At 71.2% G+C, this 20,330-nt stretch carries 19 protein-coding genes and 1 pseudogene; 11 read left to right on the plus strand and 9 right to left on the minus strand.

From position 1 onward, the window contains the following. Positions 1-44: 44 nt before the first annotated feature. Together ACIQVT_RS00970 and ACIQVT_RS00975 are read right to left on the minus strand one after the other, a co-directional pair. A pseudogene (locus ACIQVT_RS00970) lies at positions 45-414 on the minus strand (hypothetical protein); the annotation flags it as partial. A 275-nt stretch (positions 415-689) separates the two neighbouring features. Next, positions 690-1,628, minus strand: a complete 939-nt coding sequence (locus tag ACIQVT_RS00975; protein WP_403745665.1) for a LysR family transcriptional regulator — start codon at positions 1,626-1,628, stop codon at positions 690-692. A gap of 92 nt (positions 1,629-1,720) precedes the next feature. Between ACIQVT_RS00975 and ACIQVT_RS00980 the strand changes: the two genes are divergently transcribed. The 4 genes from ACIQVT_RS00980 to ACIQVT_RS00995 all read left to right on the plus strand — a co-directional run bounded on the left by ACIQVT_RS00980 (position 1,721) and on the right by ACIQVT_RS00995 (position 4,833). Beyond that, positions 1,721-2,566 (plus strand): alpha/beta hydrolase, encoded by an 846-nt coding sequence (locus tag ACIQVT_RS00980; RefSeq protein ID WP_403745666.1) that lies wholly within the window; start codon positions 1,721-1,723, stop codon positions 2,564-2,566. Then, positions 2,563-3,960: an MFS transporter gene (locus ACIQVT_RS00985; protein ID WP_403745667.1), complete on the plus strand. Its 1,398-nt coding sequence runs from the start codon at positions 2,563-2,565 to the stop codon at positions 3,958-3,960. Before ACIQVT_RS00980 ends, ACIQVT_RS00985 begins: the two co-directional genes overlap by 4 nt. A gap of 152 nt (positions 3,961-4,112) precedes the next feature. Beyond that, on the plus strand, positions 4,113-4,373 hold the full coding sequence (locus tag ACIQVT_RS00990; RefSeq protein WP_403745668.1) for a hypothetical protein: 261 nt from the start codon (positions 4,113-4,115) through the stop codon (positions 4,371-4,373). Positions 4,374-4,620: 247 nt separating this feature from the next. Then, entirely contained in the window at positions 4,621-4,833 is a 213-nt protein-coding gene (locus ACIQVT_RS00995; RefSeq protein WP_403745669.1) for a hypothetical protein, read from the plus strand. A gap of 173 nt (positions 4,834-5,006) precedes the next feature. Here the strand turns inward: ACIQVT_RS00995 and ACIQVT_RS01000 are convergent, their stop codons facing one another. The 4 genes from ACIQVT_RS01000 to ACIQVT_RS01015 form a co-directional block, all read right to left on the minus strand. After that, positions 5,007-5,258 (minus strand): hypothetical protein, encoded by a 252-nt coding sequence (locus ACIQVT_RS01000; protein WP_403745670.1) that lies wholly within the window; start codon positions 5,256-5,258, stop codon positions 5,007-5,009. A 224-nt stretch (positions 5,259-5,482) separates the two neighbouring features. Further along, positions 5,483-6,562, minus strand: coding sequence for a hypothetical protein (locus ACIQVT_RS01005; RefSeq protein WP_403745671.1), 1,080 nt, complete (start codon positions 6,560-6,562; stop codon positions 5,483-5,485). Positions 6,563-6,957: 395 nt separating this feature from the next. Continuing rightward, the gene (locus ACIQVT_RS01010; RefSeq protein WP_403745672.1) at positions 6,958-7,089 is read right to left on the minus strand and encodes a hypothetical protein; all 132 of its coding nucleotides are present in this window, start codon (positions 7,087-7,089) and stop codon (positions 6,958-6,960) included. A 23-nt stretch (positions 7,090-7,112) separates the two neighbouring features. Then, complete coding sequence (locus ACIQVT_RS01015) at positions 7,113-8,102, minus strand: helix-turn-helix transcriptional regulator (RefSeq protein ID WP_403745673.1); 990 nt, start codon at positions 8,100-8,102, stop codon at positions 7,113-7,115. A 93-nt stretch (positions 8,103-8,195) separates the two neighbouring features. Here ACIQVT_RS01015 and ACIQVT_RS01020 point away from each other — a divergent pair, with 93 nt between their 5' ends. Next, entirely contained in the window at positions 8,196-8,594 is a 399-nt protein-coding gene (locus ACIQVT_RS01020) for a glyoxalase/bleomycin resistance/extradiol dioxygenase family protein (protein WP_090932844.1), read from the plus strand. A 397-nt stretch (positions 8,595-8,991) separates the two neighbouring features. Here ACIQVT_RS01020 and ACIQVT_RS01025 read toward each other — a convergent pair whose 3' ends face one another. Beyond that, on the minus strand, positions 8,992-10,269 hold the full coding sequence (locus ACIQVT_RS01025; protein ID WP_403745674.1) for an MFS transporter: 1,278 nt from the start codon (positions 10,267-10,269) through the stop codon (positions 8,992-8,994). A 231-nt stretch (positions 10,270-10,500) separates the two neighbouring features. Between ACIQVT_RS01025 and ACIQVT_RS01030 the strand changes: the two genes are divergently transcribed. From ACIQVT_RS01030 to ACIQVT_RS01040, 3 genes are all read left to right on the plus strand, one after another. Then, positions 10,501-12,435, plus strand: a complete 1,935-nt coding sequence (locus ACIQVT_RS01030) for a prolyl oligopeptidase family serine peptidase (protein ID WP_403745675.1) — start codon at positions 10,501-10,503, stop codon at positions 12,433-12,435. Continuing rightward, a complete protein-coding gene (locus ACIQVT_RS01035) occupies positions 12,432-12,614 on the plus strand; it encodes a hypothetical protein (protein WP_403745676.1) in 183 nt (60 codons plus the stop codon). The genes ACIQVT_RS01030 and ACIQVT_RS01035 overlap by 4 nt, the downstream gene beginning before the upstream one ends. 81 nt (positions 12,615-12,695) lie before the next feature. After that, positions 12,696-14,003: a cytochrome P450 gene (locus ACIQVT_RS01040; RefSeq protein WP_403745677.1), complete on the plus strand. Its 1,308-nt coding sequence runs from the start codon at positions 12,696-12,698 to the stop codon at positions 14,001-14,003. 320 nt (positions 14,004-14,323) lie between these two features. On the opposite strand, the gene ACIQVT_RS01045 is transcribed toward ACIQVT_RS01040, so the two are convergent. Beyond that, positions 14,324-14,833 carry a transglycosylase SLT domain-containing protein gene (locus ACIQVT_RS01045; RefSeq protein WP_403745679.1) on the minus strand — a complete coding sequence of 170 codons (510 nt, stop codon included), beginning with the start codon at positions 14,831-14,833 and terminating at the stop codon, positions 14,324-14,326. An 844-nt stretch (positions 14,834-15,677) separates the two neighbouring features. Between ACIQVT_RS01045 and ACIQVT_RS01050 the strand changes: the two genes are divergently transcribed. Then, entirely contained in the window at positions 15,678-16,622 is a 945-nt protein-coding gene (locus ACIQVT_RS01050; protein WP_403745680.1) for a type II toxin-antitoxin system PemK/MazF family toxin, read from the plus strand. Between the two features lie 1,008 nt (positions 16,623-17,630). Here ACIQVT_RS01050 and ACIQVT_RS01055 read toward each other — a convergent pair. Next, complete coding sequence (locus ACIQVT_RS01055; protein ID WP_403745681.1) at positions 17,631-18,134, minus strand: hypothetical protein; 504 nt, start codon at positions 18,132-18,134, stop codon at positions 17,631-17,633. A gap of 135 nt (positions 18,135-18,269) precedes the next feature. Here ACIQVT_RS01055 and ACIQVT_RS01060 point away from each other — a divergent pair, with 135 nt between their 5' ends. Then, positions 18,270-19,544 (plus strand): sensor histidine kinase, encoded by a 1,275-nt coding sequence (locus ACIQVT_RS01060; RefSeq protein ID WP_403745682.1) that lies wholly within the window; start codon positions 18,270-18,272, stop codon positions 19,542-19,544. Next, positions 19,532-20,182, plus strand: coding sequence for a LuxR C-terminal-related transcriptional regulator (locus ACIQVT_RS01065; protein ID WP_403745683.1), 651 nt, complete (start codon positions 19,532-19,534; stop codon positions 20,180-20,182). The genes ACIQVT_RS01060 and ACIQVT_RS01065 overlap by 13 nt, the downstream gene beginning before the upstream one ends. The last annotated feature ends 148 nt before the right edge of the window (positions 20,183-20,330 follow it).

Raw genomic sequence — 20,330 nt, forward strand, 5'->3', positions numbered from 1 at the left:
TCTAAGGGGCCGAAGGAATCGTAAGGCCGGTGATCAGCGAACGCTCACGCACCGCGCGAGCGCGGTGCCACGCTCTGCGACATCGCCGCCCGCAGTGGGCCTCGTCTACACCATGCCCTTCTGTGGCTTCTACGGCTTGGATCCGCTCGACGTGGTGCGGGGTGGTGTGGCCGAGGGGCGGTGGGTGCTGTGCCGGGGGTGGGCCTGGCGGGGCGGGGCAGGCGCCTGAGGGTGATCTGGCGCACCAGATGCTGGAAGCAGGCCAGCGTCGGCAGGGCAGCGCCGGCTGCCTCCAGGGTGATGCGCGGCCTTTGACACACATAGCACCATCGCCATGAGTGAGAACAGCAGGATCACGGCCCAGGAGTGGGCGGCGCGGCGCCGGTGCAGGACCGCCCGCAGGACGGAGAGGGAGGCGACGCGCAGCCCGGTGCGGGTGGTGGTCGCGGCGAGTGTCGTCCCGGATGCGTCAATCTCGTCAGTTTCTTCACCCCCGTCTCCCCGGCCGCCCTCGAGAAGTTCGCTCGCTGAGGACTGCGCGGCCGCCTGGCAGCCACACGGCTTGACCATCGGTCCCACCTCGTTGGCAAACGGTTCAGAGTCGTGTCAGAGGGCACCGGCCTTCTGGAGTACCTCACACTCGTCCGGCGAGGCGAAGTCAGGTAGGAGTCGAGGCGCTGTCGCCTTCTTCATTGTGGTCCGAGTGGGCCGAGCCGGTGGTCGAGCGCGACATCGACCTCGGTACAGGTCCGGCGGATGACGTCGAGGAAGGCGTTCAGTGCCGGCGAGCGGTCCCGGGCTTGGAAGGACAGGACCAGATCGGGCAGAGGTGTGTGCGGGGTCACCTCGCAGAACCAGGTTCCCCGTCGTGGGGCCGTCAGCATGCGGGAGGGTCCCAGACCGACGCCCACCCCGCAGGCAGCGAGGCCGATTATGGTGTGGACGTCCCTCGCGACGGTCGCGCCGGAGAGCGCCGGGGAGTCCTTGCCCAGCAGAGTCCGCAGGCCGGTGACGACGGCGGGCTCGTCCTCGCCCGGCGCCACGATCAGCGGCTGTCGCCGCAGTTGGTCCACGTCCACCGAGGACTGCCCCGCGTACGGATGCGTGCTGCTCACGACCGCGACCAGGTGGTCGTGCCCGATCGGGACCGATACCAACTGCTCGGCCCCGACGCCTCGTGGACGGCCGAGACCGATCGCCACGTCAAGTTCGCCGGCGACGAGCGCGGCCGTGCTGCGGTAGGTCGCCATCTCGTGCAGTTCCAGCCGCACGTCGGGCCGTTCGCGGCCGAACCGGCCGAGGACGTCCGGCAGGGGTTCGAGCAGCGCCGAGGCGATGAACCCCAGGCGCAGCCGTCCCGTCTCGCCGCGTGCTGCCCTGGCCGCGTCGACGGAGGCCGCCGTGATCTCGTCGAGCGCCCTGCGGGCCCGGGAGAGGAAGGCCGCACCCGCAGCTGTCGGGAACACCCCCTGGCGGGTGCGGTCAAACAAGCGGGCGCCCACCTCTCGTTCGAGGTCGGCGATCTGCTTGGACAGCGGAGGCTGCGCGATGCCCAGCGCACCGGCCGCCCGGCCGAAGTGTGCGTACTCGGCGAGGGTCAGTGCGTATCGCAGATGCCGCGCCTCCATGTCAGCCTCCCATTCATATCTCATATGTATCGCGGGCCAGCTTGTCAGATCTTTCGATGGATGATCGCAGTCGCCTCGCGTGGAATGCGGTCATGACTGCTTCTTCCTCCACAGACACCGTCTTCGTCTTCGTGCACGGGGCCTGGCACGGTTCCGGGCAGTGGGCGGCGACGCAGCGCGCACTCGCCGCACTCGGTGCCGCGAGCATGGCTGTCGACCTGCCGGGACACGGCTTCGACGCGCCACTGCCCAGCGGATACCTCCAGCCGGGCCAGCCGGGCCTGTCGACCGAGAAGTCCGCGCTCGCCAACGTGACGATGGACGACAGCGCCGAGGCGGTTCTGGACGCGCTGCGCCAGGCCCGCCACCACCGTCGTGTCGTGCTCGTCGCGCACAGCGCCGGCGGCGGCCCCGCCTCACTCGCCGCCGAGCGGGCACCCGAACTTGTCGACGAGATCGTCTACCTCTCCGCCTTCGTACCCGCCGGACGGCCCCGGTTCTTCGACTACCTCGGCTCGCCCGAGAACGCCACGGCACGAGGCCAGAGTCTGAACCTCGGCGCCCCCGGGGAACTGGGCGCCGTGCGGATCAACCCGCTCTCGCAGGACCCCGCCTACATCGAGGAACTGAGGCAGACCCACTATCACGACATCCCCCTGGACCGTTTCGACCGCTGGCGCTCGGCACTGAGCCCCGATCTACCTCTGGCGATCCCCACCACCCCGGTCATCGTGACCGCGGCCCGGTGGGGGCGTATCCCGCGGACCTTCCTGCGCTGCGCGGACGACCGGGCACTGCCGACGGCCGTGCAGGATCTGATGATCGCGGAAGCCGACCGGGCCATGCCCGGCGACCCGTTCACCGTGCGCACCCTTGCGGGCAGCCACAGCCCGTTCGCCGCGCGGCCCCATGAGCTCGCCGCGGCGCTGCTGCCGTGAGCGGCGGACGTCTCGTGCTGCCGGTGGTGCTCAGCGCCACTTTCGTGCAACTGCTCAACGTCACTGTCGCCCAGGTGGCGGCGCCGGCGATACAGGCCGGCCTGGGCGCCGGTCCGGGCGCCGTGCAACTGGTCCTCGCCGGATACACCCTGACCTACGCGTGCCTGCTCATCCCCGCCGCACGGCTCGGGGACCGATACGGCTACCGCCGCCTGTTCGTGACGGGCACCGTGGTCTTCATCGCGGGCTCGGTGGCCGGCGCGTGTGCCCCCGACGCCGCAGCACTGATCACGGCCCGGCTGGTGCAGGGCGCGGGCAGCGGCCTGGTCGCTCCCCAGGTCCTGTCGCTCATCCAGGCCGCCACTCCCGCGACACGCCGGCCGCGTTCCCTCGGCCTGTACGGCGCCACCATGGCCGTCGCGTCACTGGCCGGGCCCTTGATCGGCGGCCTCGTACTCAGTGCCGATCTCTTCGGCCTCGGCTGGCGGCCGGTGATGCTCCTCACCGTGCCGATGGCGCTCGCCTCGCTGGCCGGAGCGACCGCGCTGCCCCGCACCCGCGGGGCAGCCGGACTCCGCGTCGACAAGCTGGGTGCGTTGCTGGTCAGCGTGGGCGCCGGCGCGCTGGTCCTGCCCCTGGCGCTGGGGCGGGAAGCAGGCTGGCCCTGGTGGACTTGGGCCGGATTCGCCGTGGCTGCTGCCGCCCTCGGCCACTTCGTCCACAGCCTCCCGCACCGACCCGACCCGCTGATCCATCCCGCGGTGCTGCGTGACCGGTCGGCGCGCCGGGGCACGCTGCTGGTGTTCGTGTTCAACACGGGCGTGCCCTCCTTCACCTACCTGCTCTTCCTCCACCTTCAGTCCGCCGTCGGGTACTCGGCCCTGGCGGCCGCGCTGACCTCAGCACCGTTCGCCGCCACCGCCGCCGTCGGCAGCAGGGTCGCGCCCGCTCTCACCCGTCGGCACGGGCCGACGGTGCTCACCGTCGCGTCCCTGCTACTGGCCGGGATGTGCCTGGCGCTGGCCCCGCTCATCGGCTCGGCAGCGGGACGCCAGGCGGCACTGCCCGTGCTGGCCATCGGTGGAGCCGCGTTCGGCGCCTTCACCGCCTCGGTGTTCACCCTGATCCTGGCCGAGGTGCACGGCCCCGCCGCCGGTTCGGTCTCCGGACTGCTGCCCACAGCACAGCAGCTCGGCGGATCCATCGGAGTGACCGCGGCCGGACTTGCCTACTATGCCCCCGCCGCTGATGCGGACACCGCGTTCCGGCACGCCATGCTCTACCAGGTCGCCTCCTTCACGATCACCGCGCTGATCAGCCTCCGGCTCCGCGACCGGCCTGGCACCGAGCCCGTGCACGGCCAGAGCATTCACAACGAAAGGGCACCCATGTAGGACGCGCAGCTGAGCTCCGACAACGGAGTGTCCTTCCGCGTCGACGCACTCATGGCCATGGCCGACCGGTGGAAGAGCCACCCTGACTTCCCCGCCGCAACCCGCGCCGTCCGCGCTGTGCACGGCGCGGACACCACAGCGGAGCGGTGATCATGAAGGGCTTCTGGTTTCTCATGTCGGGCGCGGTCGTCGTCATGCTGCTCCTCACGCCCCTTGTGATCCGCCTTCGCATCACTTCGTGGACAGTGGGTTGGCTGGCCATCCTGCTGGGCTCCATCGCCGTGATGGCCCTGCTGGGTCTGACCGCACGCCTCACGTTACGGATGGCCGACCGGCGCTCGTTGACGACCTGGAATCCTGACTCGGTACGCACCGCGGGAAGAACCTGCTCGATCAGCTCGTCCAGGTCTTGATCTGAGCGGCGATCTCCCGCACCGGGAGCCCATCCCGGACCGCGCGGGCCAAGGGGACAACAGTGTCCAGACCGGGGCTCACCGGAAGGCCACATGCCGAGAGGTAGGCCGCGGTCACCGTGGCCGCGTAAAGAAGGTTGCGCGCCTCGAGACTGGGGATCCCCGCCAGCTCGCACAGCAATGCGGCGGCCTTGTGATGGGGCTCGGATAGCGAGCCCACGCCTCCTACGTCGACTACGAGGCGTTCATGTACGTCCAGGGCTCCAGTAGCTGGACGAAACTCGGCAACGGGCGCACGGTCGTTCAGCGGCGTTCCACGATCAGCCCCTTCGAGATCGGCTCCGCAACCCGCATCTGCGGCCCGGTCAACGCAAAAGTCACCATCCGCGTCCACATCCGGCCGGCCGGAGGTTCCTGGTCAAACTGGAGCAGCGCCGCGACGTCGCAGTGCCAGACCTGATCTCACGTACGACGAAGCCCCGGGGTTCCGGGTGGCTTGGGGCGGGTGGCTGCCGGGGGCCTTCGCCGGCCCCCGGGCCCCCGCTACCCCGGCACCGCCCGGCGCGGACAGCGCTCCCGGCCCCGAGCTTCCCTGAGCTGCGCTCCGGCGCGCTCCCCCCGGGGCCCCGCGTGCTACCGGAGGCGTGCCAGCGGGAACAGCCGAGGCACCCCCGAGCCGAAGTACACACCGTGCTTGACGAGTGTCTCGACCCAGAACGCCTGTGGGTGCTCCGCCAGGAAGTCTTCAAGGCCCCGCATCAGGTTGTCGTCCGTGTCGCCATCCTTTGGGGGGCACCATGACCTCTTCTTGCCGTTCAGCAGAGTGACCTGCTGCCACCCGTCGCCGATCCAGACCTCAAGGTGTAAGCGCTGCATGGCGTACAAGGTCCCACAGCGTGGGCTGTCCCGGGGTACGGGCGACCATGATCAATCTCAGCGTTGACCGCTGCACGCCTACTACTCGGGGGCGGGCCTGCTGCCCGGACACGTAACTCGGCCTGCTCGACTGACGGCGGACCGCGCCCGCGTGGAAGGCATGGGTCCATGCCCGGCGGTCCTGGATAACAGACCGTCCTCATGCGCCTTTCACCGCGCCTCGCCGGAAGGGGTCATCGGCAGGGGCTGAGAGGCTGGGGGCCGCCGCAGTTCGCCGGGACGTTGCTGTCGATGGTGGCGAGGCCGTCGCTCTTGACGGTGCCGCTGTTGTGGAGGCCGCCGACCTTCCCGGTTGTGCCACCGGTCTTGAACGGTGCGGTGGTGTTCCCCGTGATCCGCGAACGGCCGTCGAGCGTGAGGGTGCCTGCGTTGTAGATGCCGCCGCCTTCCCCGCTGTCGGGATATGTCTCTTCTTTCTCCTCGCTGGTGGGCCGGTGGCCGGTTTCCAGGGAGAAGTCGCCGCTCGGCTCCGGCTTGGGCTCGTTGAGGGCGCTATGGCGGCTGGTGTTGTTGGTGACCGTGGAGTTTTTCAGGGTGAGGGTTCCGCGGTTGTAGATGCCGCCGCCGTTTCCGCCCTGAGGGAAGTTGGCGGTGGTCTGCGGGTCGCCGGTCGCGCTGTTGTTCTCAACCTGGGAATCGATGAGAGTGGCGCTTCCGCCAGGATTGACAGCCACTCCACCGCCGTTGCCGAACTGGGTCGTGTTGCCGGCGATGCGGCTGCGGTGGGCCTGCAGCTTGCCTCCGGCTGCAACCCAGACGCCGCCTCCGGCCGTGTGGCTGCCCGTGTTCCCGGTGACCGTTACGTCCGTCATCTCCAACGTCCACTTATTGCCGTTGAGGTCTCCGATGGCGATGCCGCTGTAGGTGCCGCCGGTGACCGTCACGTTCTCCAAGTGCAGGTTGCCGCGGACGACAAGGACCCCGGCCTTCTGGGTTCCGGACCACTTCAGGGTGGCGCCGTTCCCGATGACGGTCTTGTCCCCTTGGGCCAACAGGCCGAAGTACGTGGAGGTTCCGGAGTATTTGTTGTACGCCCGTTCGGTGAGGTTGTAGGTGCAGTTCTTCTTCAGGACGAGCCGCACCTTCCCCTTGGTGCTCAGTGCCTTCTGCAGCGCTGAGGCCTCGCACGCGACGTTCTTTGTGCGGATCTTTGGCTCCGCGTGGACGACACCGGGTACCGCCACCGCCATCACGGCCGCCGCCAGCGCCGGCGCCACGACCATCGCGCCCGGCCTGAGTGCCATTCGGCTCATCAGCAAGTTCCTCTCACTTCCCTCGCCCGATGCGGGCATCCCACCCCACAACGGCACAGCTCGGGGAAGGTCACGCTGGCGGCCAGGCAGTCCTCACAGCAAGGTCGCGGAGGTCTGCCAGTGCCAGGACCTGGCGCACCTGGTCGCCGCCATCACCCCGCTCGGACCCGAGCAAGCCGCCGCCCGGCTCCGGGTACGCCGTCCGCGGCGTGCCGGCCCGTATGCCCGGACGCGCGGTCACGAACCGCACGGAACCACGAGACACTGCTGGGTATAGCGTGGTCGGGGGATTCCCGGCACCATCACAGAGGCGAGCGCCGCCGGCCGCAGATCCTGGGGCCGGTGGTTCGGCCACCGCCGTCTGCCGGGATGGGCCGCCAGTGGCTGCCCGCCCGTCACAGGACCGTGAAGAAGAACGGCTCGTCGCCGGCGGCCCCCTCGCGACCGGTGAGACCGGTCTCCACGTCCGTCCCCGAGAAGGACTCTCCGACATAGATCTCGCTGCCCCAGTGCGTTAGCTGTGCCATCTCATGACATTGGTTCCTCGGGGTCAGGCTTGGCGGGCGTAGGACGCGAGGCGATCGGCGAGCGCGATGACGAGGTCGCGCAGTTCATCGGGGCGCTCGATGACGAACGGCCGGTCGAGCGAGGCGAGTACCGGAGGCAACCAATCGAGCTGCTCCGCCCGCAGCTCGACGCGCCGCCAGCGCTCGGTCGCCCGGTCCTGGCCTGCCGCGGGCTCGTGCTCCTCCAGGCTCGCGACGCTGACGGGAAGGTGGGCGCGGATCTGCTCAACTGTCCCGTGGATCCGCAAGGTCACCTCATGCCGGTACTCGGCCGTGGCGAACCCTGACAACACGCGCTGTGCCGGACCGGGCCCCACGGGCGCTTCGAATGAGCCGGGCAGGGTCCGCGCGTCTGCGATGCGATCGAGCCGGAAGGTTCGGTCCTCGCCGATCCGGGCGTCCTTGCCCGTGACGTACCACCGGCCCGAATGGGCGACGATCCCGTACGCGTGCAGCGTGCGTTCGCTGGGCCGTCCGTCGCGATCGGTGTAGCGGATCGAGACCGGCCGGCGGTGGCGCACCGCATCGGCGATGGTGAGCAGGACCCCAGTGTCCGGGGTGTCGAACTTGCCAGGCTGGTCCGTGAAGGCGAGAGCCTCCAGAAGTGTGTCGAGCCGGCGGGCGATGTGCCCCGGCAGCACCCGCCGGATCTTCGCTGATGCCGTCTCGTTTGCCGTGTGCTGCGTCGTCGTCAGCCCTGCTCGGCGGCCGGCGACCAGGCCGAGCAGCACGGCCAGCGCCTCGTCGTCGCTGAGCATGAGCGGAGGCAAGCGGTACCCGGGGGCGAGCCGGTACCCGCCGTAGCGGCCGCGCACCGATTCCACGGGCACGTCCAGGTCGATCAACTGATCCACATACCGCCGCACGGTTCGCCCTTCGACGCCGAGCCGGTCGGCTAGTTCGGCCACCGTCCGGGTGCCGCCCGACTGCAGCAGCTCGAGGAGTGTCAGCACGCGGGCAGTGGGTCGGGGCATGTGCACAACCTAACGCGAATACAGGACCGATTCTGTCCACTATTTCTCCTAGCCTGCGCAGTGCACGCCTCCAGCACAACCAAGGAGATCCCCATGGACTTCGTCTCGATCCGCATCATCACCAGCGACGTAGCGCGCCTCGTCGAGTTCTACGAGCGGGCCACAGGGGCGCGGGCGACGTGGGCCACCGAAGACTTCGCAGAACTGAAGACCGCGGGCGCTACTCTCGCGATCGCCGGCACCCGCACCGTCCCGCTGTTCGCCCCGGGCTCTGCCCGCCCGGCGGACAACCACAGCGTGATCACCGAGTTCCTCGTCGACGACGTGGACCGCGTTCACCAGAACCTGACCGGCTTCGTCACCGACTTCGTCACCGAGCCCACGACGATGCCCTGGGGCAACCGGTCGCTGCTGTTCCGTGACCCCGACGGCAACCTGGTCAACTTCTTCACCCCCGTCACCCCAGCGGCCATCGAAAAGTTCGCACGCTGACGCCACGCACAGTCACTCACGCGGGAGCCCTGAGATCCCAGGGCTCCCGGTGAACGCGGCCGCCGAGTCCAGGAAAGCGGTGGCGGCCAGGTTGGCGGAGAGGCCGTCCGGCGGCGGCTGGGCGTGTGGCGTAGTGATCTGCCCGGGGTCTCGGCTGCGGGACGTGTCGGGCTGTGCAGAGGAGATTCGCCCGCGTGCCCAGGCGGCCCGCCTCGGTGCCGGCCGCTACCGCATCCGCGAGCTCACGCGCGTCGGCCCCGCCGTGTTGTACCGGTGGCTGGAAGCCGAAGGGCTTGCCGTCCGCGGACGGCAAGGAGGAGTCCTGCGCTCGGCGACGTCCACACCCACCAGGACCAAGCGGTGCGCGCCGCGGCTGACGAGATGATCACCCTGACAGTCAGTCCGGGTCGCCGGTGGCCTGGAGGCGGCGCAGGGCCAGGATCAGATTGCCGCTGCCGAACGTCGCGAGCGCGGCGACGCCCCACAGGGTCGCCGCGACACCGGCCCGGTCCAGCACGGCGCCCGCGGCCAGGAAGCCCAGCGGCCCGGCCAGGGTGCTGATCGTGACCACGGCCTGCAACACCTTGGGCCCGAAGCCGTCCGGCAGCCGGGCGGAGAGCAGGCCCATCAGCGGCGCGTTCGCCAGGGGCGCGGCGGCCGATGACAGGCCGACGGCGACGACGAGCACGCTGGCTGGCACGGGCACCAGGAGCGTCCATAGGGGCAGAGCGACGCAGACCAGGGCCGTACAGGCGAGTCGTACGGGGGCGACCCGTGCCGCCAGTACATAGGCGGCCACCGAGCCCACCAGGCCACCGGCGCCATCGGCGGCGATCAGCAGGCCGCCGACCCTGGCGTCCCCCTGGAACCGGGCGAACGCCAGCACCGGCATGGTGATCATCAGGGTCCGCAGCATCAGCCCGAACACCACGGTGGACAGCATCGCCCGGCTCAGAAACCAGTCGCCGCACAGATACCGCACCCCCGCCCACAGTCCGCGAGGCCCGGCCGCGGACCCTCCGGCCCCGCCACCCCCTGCCGGGACGCGGCGCAGCAGCAACAACCCGGAGAAGGCGAACGTGGCCGCGTCCAGCCACACCACCGATGTGGTCCCCACCAGCGGGATCAGCGCGCCCGCGAGCGCCGGTCCGGCGAACGCCGAGCCGTTCTGCACACCTGCCAGCGCGCTGTTGGCGCGGGCCAGGGAACGGGCGTGCGGGCTCAGCAGTTCCATCGCCAGCACCCGCTGTGCCGCGTGGTACGGAACGGCCAGCGCCCCGAGCGTCGCGACGATCGCCACGAGGACGGCCAGATTGAGCGCGCCCAGGGTCTGCAGCAGCGGGATCAGCGCCACCACCGGAGCGCGGGCGAGATCGGAGACGACCATGGTCCGGCGGGCGCCCAGGCGCTGGATGACCTCTCCGCCCGCGAAGCCGAGCAGCGCCATGGGCAGCACCTGGGCCGCGAAGACCAGGCCCGCCCGGGTGGCCGAGCCGGTGGTCTCCAGCACCAGCCAGGGCAGCGCGAGCATGGTCATCTGGGTGCCCAACGCCGTCACCGCGCCGGCGACATAGACCGCCGTCAGCGCACGGCTCGGCCTGCCACCCGGTGTGCCGTTCGGCGCTCCGCCGGGTGGGACGGGGGCTACGCCGGGCCGGGTCGCCGCGATCGTCATCGGGTCGCCTCTTTCTCCTCGGTGGGTCCGGGCCATGTGGTCGCCCCCGCACCCTGTCGCCCGCCCACCGTCCGGTGCCAGGGAAGGACCGGCAGTAGCTCACTGCCGGTGCCGCTGCGCTTTCTTCCCTGCCACGCAGCCCGCCCGTCCGGCAGTGTGATGGCCGTCGGAGCCGACCACAGCCAAGGCCACCGGCGGCGGAAGCGGACACCAACGAAGGGAGGGACGGCGATGAGCGGCGGTATCGGAACGGCGGTGCACGTCCCGTCCTTCGCCGCCCGCGACGGACGGCGAGCGGTCGAGACCCGGTATGTGGACGGTCTCCCGCAGATCGTGGCCTGGGACCTGACGACGGGTCAGCGCCGCCAGGTGACCACCGCACCGCTGGGTGTGGAGACCGCCGCCATCGAACCGGACGGCCACGGCCTGTGGTGGTTCGACGCCGCTCCCGGCGGTCAAGGCCGCTGGCTGCGCGGGCCGTTCGAGGGCGGCCACCCGCGCCCGGCGCTCGACGGCGTACCCGCCGGGCGGATGCACGGCCTGGCCTTCGACCCCCGCAGCGGCCTCGCCGCCGTCGGCGTCGGGGTCGCGGACCGCTCGCGGTACTACCTCGGCCGACCGGGCGAGCGCGCCCGCCTGGTGGCCGAGGAGCCCGGCTATGCGGCAGTGGTGGGCCTGGCCCCCGGCGGCCGGCTGCTGGCCACCGCGGGGTGCCCGGCCGGACCGGCCGCGGTCCGGCTGTGGTCACCGGCCTCCGGCGTCCTCGTGGACGCCATCCCCGGCGCAGCGGGGGACGGCGGCGCGGTGTGGGCGCTGGGCTTCCGCCCGGACCTCACCACCGCACGGCCGGAACTGCTGCTCGTCCTCGAACGCGCGGACCGCTACACCCTGGCCTTCTGGCGGCAGGGCGAGGGGATCCGTACGCACGGCCCCGGCTCCGCCCTCGACTTCGATACGGAGATCACCGCCTGCTGGTACGGGCCCGGCCGCACGGCGCTGGTCCAGCAGGACCGGGCGGGACGCAGCCGCCTGCTCCGCGCCGACCTCGACCGCGGTACGACGACGGTGCTTCCCACGCCCGAGGGCACGATCATCGACTTCTCCTGCGCACCCGACCGCACGGTCCACTGCCTGTGGAGCCGCGACGGCGAACCGCCCCGGCCACTGGTCTGCCGCCCGGAAAGCCCGGAAAGCTCGGAAAGTGCGGAGCACCCGGAACCCCCGGAACGTCCCGACCGCTCCGGCCACTCCGGCCGCTCCACGACGGCGTCACGCGGCACGGCGTCCGGCGGAACGACCGGATCCAGACGCCGCGAGCTGTGGACACGCCGGCCGTACGGGCAGATCCACAGCTTTGTGGCCACCCCGCCCGGCCGCAGGGCGGGCCACCGCCCCTGGCCGACGGTCTTCCTCGTCCACGGCGGGCCCCACACCCACGACCGGGACGCCTATGACGCCCGGACCGAGGCCCTGGTCCGGGCCGGATTCGCCGTGGTGCGCACCAACTACCGCGGCTCGACGGGCTACGGCCCCCGCTGGCGGGACGACTTCGGCCACCGGGTCGGCCTCGCCCAGCTCGAAGACCTCGCCGCGGTGCGCGGCCACCTCATCGACGCGGGAGTCTCGGAGCCGGGCCGTACCGGCCTGTGCGGCTACTCCTGGGGCGGCTATCTGACGCTGCTGGCGATGGGCGTCCAGCCCCGGCTGTGGGACGTGGGGCTGGCCGTCGCCCCGGTGGCCGACTACACGGCGGCGTACCGGGCGACGACGCCGGCGCTGCGGGAGGTCGACGACCGCCTCTTCGGCGGCACCCCCGAGCAGGTGCCACACCGCTATCGCGCGGCCTGCCCGATGACCTATGTGGGCCGCGTACGCGGCCCGCTCTTCCTCGCCGCCTCGGCGGACGACGAGAAGTGCCCTCCGGAACAGATCGAGCGCTATCTCGCCGCGCTGCGGCGCCGCGACGTCCCGCATCGCGTCTGGTGGCTCGGCGGCGGACACGACGTGGGCCGTGACCCGGCCGGACACGCCGCCGCCTGGGCCTCCATGGTGCGCTACGCCGACGACACGCTGCGCGCCTCCCCCAGAACCGCCGACCGCCGCAACAGCGGGCGGACCGGCTCGCACCACCCCGTCCACCACACCGAAGAAAGGTCAACCCCATGAAGCGTCACGGACTGCGCGTCGACCCCATCAGCGCCACCGAGCGGGAGCGCGGGCTCATCATTCCGCCGCACACCCAGGCCGCCCTGGACAAGGCGGTCCCGGTCCGGCCGAACGGCCCGGCGCGGACCTGCACCAACCGCACGAAGAAGAACACGGAGAAGAAGTCGCCTCTGCAGTGAGCCCAAGCAGCGCCGTAGCGGGGTGCCACGCCCGGCACCCCGCCGCGGCGCCGGCCGTACCGGTGAGGACAGGAAAACATCATGACCACAGCTACGGCAGCGACGGCAGCACCCCGGACGAACAGTCCCCGGCCCGTGAAGCACCGGCCGGACAAGCCCGAGACGACGGAACCGCGCCAGAACCCGCCGACGTTCCTCAGCGACCCGTACCCGACCCTGGCCAGGATGCGGCAATCGGCCCCGGTCTCCGTGCTGCACAGCGACGGCGGCCTGCGGCTGTGGATCATCCCGCGCTACGTCGATGTCCGGGCCGCGCTCTTCGACCGCCGCTTCGCGCAGGATGCGCGACGCGCCCAGGCCCTGGCCGACAGCCGGGTCGAGGGCGTCAACCTGGGCAGCGAGATCACCCATATGCTCAGCAGCGATCCGCCCGACCACACCCGCCTGCGCCGCGTGGTCCAGGCGGCGTTCAGCCGCAAGCGGGTCGAGGCGATGCGGCCGATGGTCGAGCGCATCACCCTCGAACTCCTCGACGGGCTGGACGCGGCAGCCGCGCGCCACACGACCCGCACCACCACCGCCACAGTGGACCTGGTACGTGACTTCGCCTTCCCGCTGCCGATCCTCGTCGTCTGCGAACTGCTCGGCTTCCCGCCCGAGGACCGCGACCTCCACCGGAAGTGGTCGACCGCCATCGTCACCCAGGAGGGCGACCACGCGGCGTTCCGGCGAGCCGTCCAGGAGATGGGCTCGTACGTCCTGGCCATCGCCGACCGGCGTATCCGCCGCAATGACCGTCCCGCCGATCTGCTCACCGAGCTGCTGGCGGCCCGCGAGCGCGGGGAGCTGACGGACGACGAGATCGTGGGCATGGTCGCCCTGCTGCTGATCGGCGGGCATGAGACCACCGTGAACCTGCTAAGCACCTCCTGCCTCGCGCTGCTGCGCGATCCCGGCCAGGCCGCCTGGCTGCGCGCCGATCTCACCCGGATGCCCGGGGCCGTCGAGGAGTTCCTGCGCTACGACTCCCCCATCTGTATGGCCACCACCCGCTTCACCACCGAGCCGGTGGACGTCGGCGGGGTGGAGATCCCGCAGGACGAGTTCGTGCTGCTGTCCCTCGGCGCGGCCAACCGCGACCCGGCGCGCTTCCAGGACCCCGACCGCCTCATCCTCGACCGCCGGGACGCCGGTCATCTCGCCTTCGGCGGTGGTATCCACCGCTGCCTCGGGGCCCTGCTCGGCAAGCTGGAGACCGAGATCGCGCTCACCGCGCTCCTCGCCCGCTTCCCCGGAACGACCCTGGCCTGCCAGGAGCGCGACCTGCGCTGGCGCAACACGATGATGCTGCGCGGCTTGGAGGCGCTGCCCCTCACCCTGCGCCGCTGACCGCGGGACGCATGCTGATCAGGCTTGCGACGAGCCCCCGGCAAGTGACACCGTGGAGTCACCCCCCGCCCATCGACCGGGGTGACCTCACCCCGCCCAAGCGGGTGTGAGCGCGGGAGTTGGGGCCGCCTATCGGTAGCAACCGTTGGCGCACAGCGGGGATACGGTGCCACTGTTGCTGGCCGCTGTGGAGGTGTGATGGGTGACGGCCGTGGGGGCCTTGCTGGTCTCCCATCGACCCGGGCATGCCCGAGGGCGGGTAGCTGCTGGAGATGCTGTACGCGGAACTCGATCCGGACGGGTGACGAACGCCGGGTGGCTCAGTACGCGGAGTTGACGTTGTCGATGGAGCCGTAGCGGTGGGCGGCGTAGTTGGCGGCGGCGGTGATGTTGGCGACCGGGTCGGTGGAGCTGTTGGCGGTGCCGTCGACGTGGAATGCCTTGAATGTGGGGTCGATGACCTGGAGCAGGCCCCTGGAGGGGGTGCCGTTCTTGGCGTTGACGTCGTAGTTGTTCTGGGCGTTGGGGTTGCCGCTGGACTCGCGCATGATGTTGCGGTGCAGGCCCTCGTAGGTGCCCGGGATGCCCTTGGCCTTCATGATGGTCAGGGACTGATTGATCCAGCCGTCGAGGTTGCTCGCGCCACCCTTGGCGCCGGCGGGGTCGGCGGCCTTGGAGGCGATGGCGGGGGCGGCCTTCGGGGCCTCGGCGGCGTGGGCGGTGGCCGGCGTCAGCGTCAGGGCCGCGGCCGCGGCGCCGGTGGTGAGCAGGCCGGTGACGGCCAGGTTGCGTAGACGGGCGAGGCGGGGCGCAGCGGTGATCGCGGTCATGGGGGTCTCCTACGGGACGTCTTTGAGGCGCCGGCCGGATCATCCGGTCGCGGCCTGTCGGGCGTCGGGGCGGGGCCCCGCACAGCGCGGCGAAACAAGGACGGCCCCGGCGATCCCGCCCGGTCCGACCCGCTGCTTGCGGCGACAAGAGACATGGTTAGCGACCGCGAGAATGGGAAGCAAGAGTGTGACCTACTACCCATAGACGTAGAAGCTGCCTAATTCGGTCATTCGGTAGCTTTCCTGGGCGCCGGACCGCTGTGCGGCTCTACGATCCCGCTTAGGACGTGACCTGCCTCTCGTGGGTGGCGTCACGCGGAGAGCCGCAAAACCAGGCCTGTGGGGCGGCCCCGCCCCACCCGTAAGAGGGCAGCTCGGGATTGTGCACACGTGATCGATCCAGTCCTCTCCAGGGTGACTACGGGATGTTGATGCAGGCTCGGTGGGGCCCGCCGGTAGGAGCCTGCGTACTTCTTGGCCCAGGCCTGGCTCGACGCCGTCGCACAGGACGACCTCCCCAGCCTCCACACGCTCGCCGCAGGCATCGACCGCGACCGGTAAAGCCGTCATCGCCGGGCTCACCCTCCCCTGGAGTTCGGGTGTCGTCGAAGCACATGTCAAACGGATCAAAATGCTGGACCCGAAGGCCTGGTGGCCGGGCCGGCGGGCATTTCGGGTGCCCGCGCCGTGGGCCGTGTCATCGGCTGTCGCCGGCAGGTCGCGGTCCCGTCGTTGCAGGTGGTGGTACCGCGGCGCCGACCGGTCAACTGCCCATCTCTGTAAGCGGGTTGCGTCCACTCCCGGGCTCGGGGGTACAGTCGGCGGCGGTCGGGGGGAGGTGTCCGTGAGGGAGACCGTCGGGCGGTACGGCGACGCGGCGTACGCCTTCCTGGGCGTCGCCCTGCTCGTCGCATGGCTCCCCCTCACCGGCCTGACCGGGGTGGTCCTGTTCGTCCTGGGCTACCGGAAGGAGTTCCAGGACGACGGCGGCTTCGGGTTCTCCGACGCGCTGGAACTGGTCGTCGTCCTGCTGATCGCCCTGGGCATCGCCTACGCCCGCGCCCGCACCCGCGCTGAGGGGCCCGCGCGGCTGCCGGCGACACCCGGGGCTGCGAGGACCGTGTCGGCGCGAGCGGGGAAGGGCGGCTCGGTGCGCGTCCAGGGATGGCTGGTGGCGGCCGAGTGCCTGGGCGGTGGGCTCATCGCGGCGGCGACCGGCGCTGACCTCGTCGCCTCCGCAATGACCGGTGCCGGCGTATCGCTGCTGATCACGGGGCTGCTCCTGGGGTCGTGGATCCGCACCCTGCCACGCCCCGCTCCGGCACCGCCGCGCCGGGGCACAGGGTGGGGCCCGGGGTCCCCGCCCCGAGGGGGCGCGGGTTCCGGATTCGTACGTCGGCCCCGCAGGCCCGCGTCCGCGCCGCGCCAGGGCTCGGAGTCGGTGCCACCGGATCCCGGCCTGTTCCGCGGGCGTCCTCCCGCGCCGGGCGACGTCTGGTTCGCCGAACTCCCCTTCGACGGCGGCACCAGTTCCAAGGACAGACCGTGTCTGGTGGTGCGTACCTTCCGCCGTCACGCCCAGGTGCTCAAGATCACCAGCGCGAACAAGAGCGGCCGTCCCGACTACGTCCGGATGCCCGTGGCGGCCTGGGACCCGACCGCCGTACACGACAGCTGGCTCGAGTCGGCCCCACTGCGCGAACTGCCCTACACGGCGTTCCGGCGGCTCGCCGGTCCGTGCGACACCGGTGTCTGGGAACAGGTGAGGCGCCGCCACGGCCTTTGCTGAGCGGATGACGGTCGGCTTCGTGGCCCATCTGCTCGCTGCGTGGCTTCCCGGGAGCCAGGGCGCCCTGGGCGTACCGCATCCCCGTAGGCCCCCATGGGCCCAGGCCCCCATGGGCCCATCAGCGTGCCGGAGGGGCGCCGGCCGCAGGGCCCGAAAGACCGCCCAGGCGACCGAGACGAAGGGCACCGCCACGACCGCGCCGATCAACGGGCCACGGTGCCGCCCACGAGGACGGACACGGCCACGACGAGCGGGGGGACGCGGACGGCCAAGTCCACACCGTCGGGGGTGGCCCGTCCTCCGAACGCCAGGGGCGGGCCGGCTCTGGCTCCGGGATCGTGCTCATGCCCCCAACTGCCGCTGGGCCGCCGTGGGCGTGCGCGTACAGCAGTGATGCAGGCATCTTGGACACATCGAAGGGGCGTGATGGGAGTGGTCCTGGTCGGCGGCTTCATCGCCTCCGCGGGGCCGGTGCACGCTGACGTCATCGGAGGGTTCGGCAATGCCGCCTTCGGCAACACGTGCGCCAATCACACCTCAAGGAACCCTGTCAGTACGACGGTGGACGGCACCGGCCTCCTGGCAGGCAACGCCGGACAGACCCCACTGGCCGCGCCGCGTCCCGCAACAACCGCGGCAGCCTAGGCTTCCGAGGCGGCCAGCGGTAGAGGCATGATCTTGACCCACTGTGGAAGCTGCTCGGACGGCGACGCAGATCTGAACCCCAGCGACATTCGTGCCGGGCCGGTGTCTGCAACCTCAAATCCCGGGAATGCCGTCCAGGATCCCGCATGATCATTATGTGAGACGTATGCCGAAGCGAGCAGGATTGCTCTACGCCGCGCTTGTTGCGGCGTTTCTGGCGTTGTACGTCGCAGGCGGCCACAAGGTCGACTATCTGGTCACCGTGGTCTCCGCGATCACTGCCCTGTCCTGCAAGAGGGCCGCTGGCCTCCGGGCCCGGCATGACTGTTGCCCCCTGTCGAACGGATGACCTGGGGGGTGGTGTCACGCGGGCCGGCTCAGCGTCCGCAGCGCCAGCCGGCCGCACAGCGCGGCGAGCGGCAGCTCGGCGCCGAGCGCCATGGCGACCGCGGTGGCGAAGTCGCCGCCCGGGGCCGCGGTCGTGGTGTCGAACCAGGCGTCCACCACAAGCAGCGTCGCCGTTGCGGCGGCTGCCAGGGCGTGCCGCCGGTCGCCGCGGGCGGCGAGGAGGCCGGTGGCGATCAGGCCGAGTGCCTCCAGCGCGTCGAGCCCGACCCAGGCGACCGGCCAGTGCGCCGCGGACGCGGTGGCCGGCAGGCTGGTGGCCAGCACGTACAGCCACGGCAGCAGGGCGAGCCCGCAGGCGACCAGCAGCCACCCGGCCCACCGCATGCCCCGAGCCGAGCGCGGCTCCTCCGTCTCTTCGTGGAGCGGGATGACCTCGGTGCGGTCGAAGCCCTCCGCTGATTCGTCATTGCACAACACCAGTTGACGCATCGTCTTCCCCTGCTCCCCATCGGCTTTCATGTGCTCCACCCTCCGCCGCACACCAGGGCGCCGTCAGTCACGCAGGGTTCCGACCCAGGCTGGAGACAAGTGCACCCCCGAACCGGGCGAGAGCGTCATGGCACGGGGATGGCCTGCGGCTTTACCGTTTGACGCATGCAACTCACAACGTGGCTGCGGCAGCTGGTGCTGGGTCGGCCGTTCCGCAGGGCGGGACACCGGACCTCGCTCGTCGCCGCCGGCCTGCCGCTCCACCTCGCCGTGGTGCCACTGTGGCTCTGGCTGCTCGGCACGATGGCGGCGTTGGTGCGCGCGCCCGGCGCGGTGGCCGTGACTCCGTTGCCCGTGCTGCTCACGCTCGTGGTGACACCCGTGCTGACCGTCGGGCAGCGGCGGCGCTACCGGGCGCTCGTCGGTAAGGACCTCCCGGGCCCCGCCGTACCCGAGCCGGGACGCAACTGGAAGTCAGCGGTGCGCCGGCTGGCCACGCGGGCCTTGTGGCGGCAGGTCTGCTACCACGCCGTGGCGGGTCCGCTGCTCGCCGTCCTGGACCTCGCCGTCCTCGCAGTCTGGGCCGCCGCTCTCGTGGCCGCCTCCATCTACGTATGGATCTGGGCGCTGCCCCCGCAGTGGCGGGTCACCGACCTCGGGTACACCACGCAGGCCGCGTACATCACCGCCGGCGGCCTCGCCCTGCTGCTCCTCGGGCCCCGGCTGACCGGTGCTCTGGTGCGGCTGGAGACCCGGGCGGCCGAGGTCCTGCTCGGCCCCAGCCGCACGGAGAAGCTCGCCCGCCGGGTCGCCGACCTCGCCGAGAGCCGGGCCGGCGTGCTCGACGCCGCCGACGCCGAGCGGCGGCGGATCGAGCGCGACCTGCACGACGGCGCGCAGCAGCGCCTCGTCTCACTCGCCGTCAACCTGGGCCTGGCCAGGGCCACCCTCGGCGACCTGCCGGAGGACGCCCGCAAGGTGATCGACGAGGCGCACCGCGAGGCGAAGGAGGCGATCGCCGAGCTGAACGACCTGGTGCGCGGCCTGCATCCGGCCGTCCTTGAGGACCGCGGCCTCGACGCCGCGCTGTCCGGGGTCGCCGCCCGCTTCCCGATCCCGGTACGCGTGGCGGTGGACCTGCCGCAGCGCCCCTCACCCACGGTCGAGGCCGTCGCGTACTTCGTGGTCTCCGAAGCCCTGACGAACGTGGTCAAACACGCCCAGGCGACCCAGGCGGACGTGACCGTGGAGCGGATCGGGGAGACACTGCTGGTGGTCGTCGCGGACGACGGAGCGGGCGGCGCGGATCTCGCGGCGGCCTGCGGCACCGGGCTCGCCGGGCTCGCCAAGCGCGTCGCGTCCGTCGACGGCACGTTCTCCTGCCGCAGCCCCGCCGGGGGCCCGACCGTCATCACCGTGGAGCTGCCGTGCGCGCCGTGATCGCCGAGGATTCCCTCTTGCTGCGCATCGGCGTGGTCAAGGTGTTGGAAGCGGCCGGCTTCGAGATGTGCGCGCAGGTCGCCGACGCAGAAGGGCTGCTGGCAGCCGTCGAGGAGCACCGGCCCGACATCGCCGTGGTCGACGTGCGCATGCCACCCGGCTTCACCGACGAGGGAGTACGCGCCGCGCTGGTGATCCGCCGCCAGTACCCGTGTACCGCCGTGCTCCTGTTGTCGCAGTACGTGGAGGAACGGTACGCCGCCGATCTGCTCGCCACCAACACCTCGGGCGTCGGCTATCTACTCAAGCAACGTGTCGCCGACGTCGAGGAGTTCGCCGAGGCGGTACGCCGGGTGGCGGCCGGCGGCACCGCGCTCGACCCCCAGGTCGTCGCGCAGCTGCTGGTGCGCCGGCACAGCGATCCACTCGACCGGCTGACACCGCGCGAGCGGGAGGTGCTGGAGCTGATGGCGGGCGGCCGGTCCAACTCCGGCATCGCCGCCGAGCTGGTCGTGAGCGAGAGTGCGGTCGCCAAGCACATCAACAGCATTTTCACCAAGCTCGACCTGCCCAAGGCCGACGCCGACCACCGCCGTGTACTGGCGGTGCTGCGCTTCCTGGGGGTTGCGACCGCGTAGTGCGCGATCACGCCCGCCTGCCCAGTCGACAACGGTGCTGAGCAGCACTTGGTGGACGAGGGTCTCGCACAGAGCCCTCAGATCTTCGGCGGCCTCCGCAGCCGCCCGGCGCCTACCGGACACCGTCGGGCGGTCGTGGGTGTGGGCC

Origin of the sequence: Streptomyces sp. NPDC100445 (genome assembly GCF_044759735.1) — a bacterium.
Classification (GTDB): Bacteria; Actinomycetota; Actinomycetes; order Streptomycetales; family Streptomycetaceae; genus Streptomyces.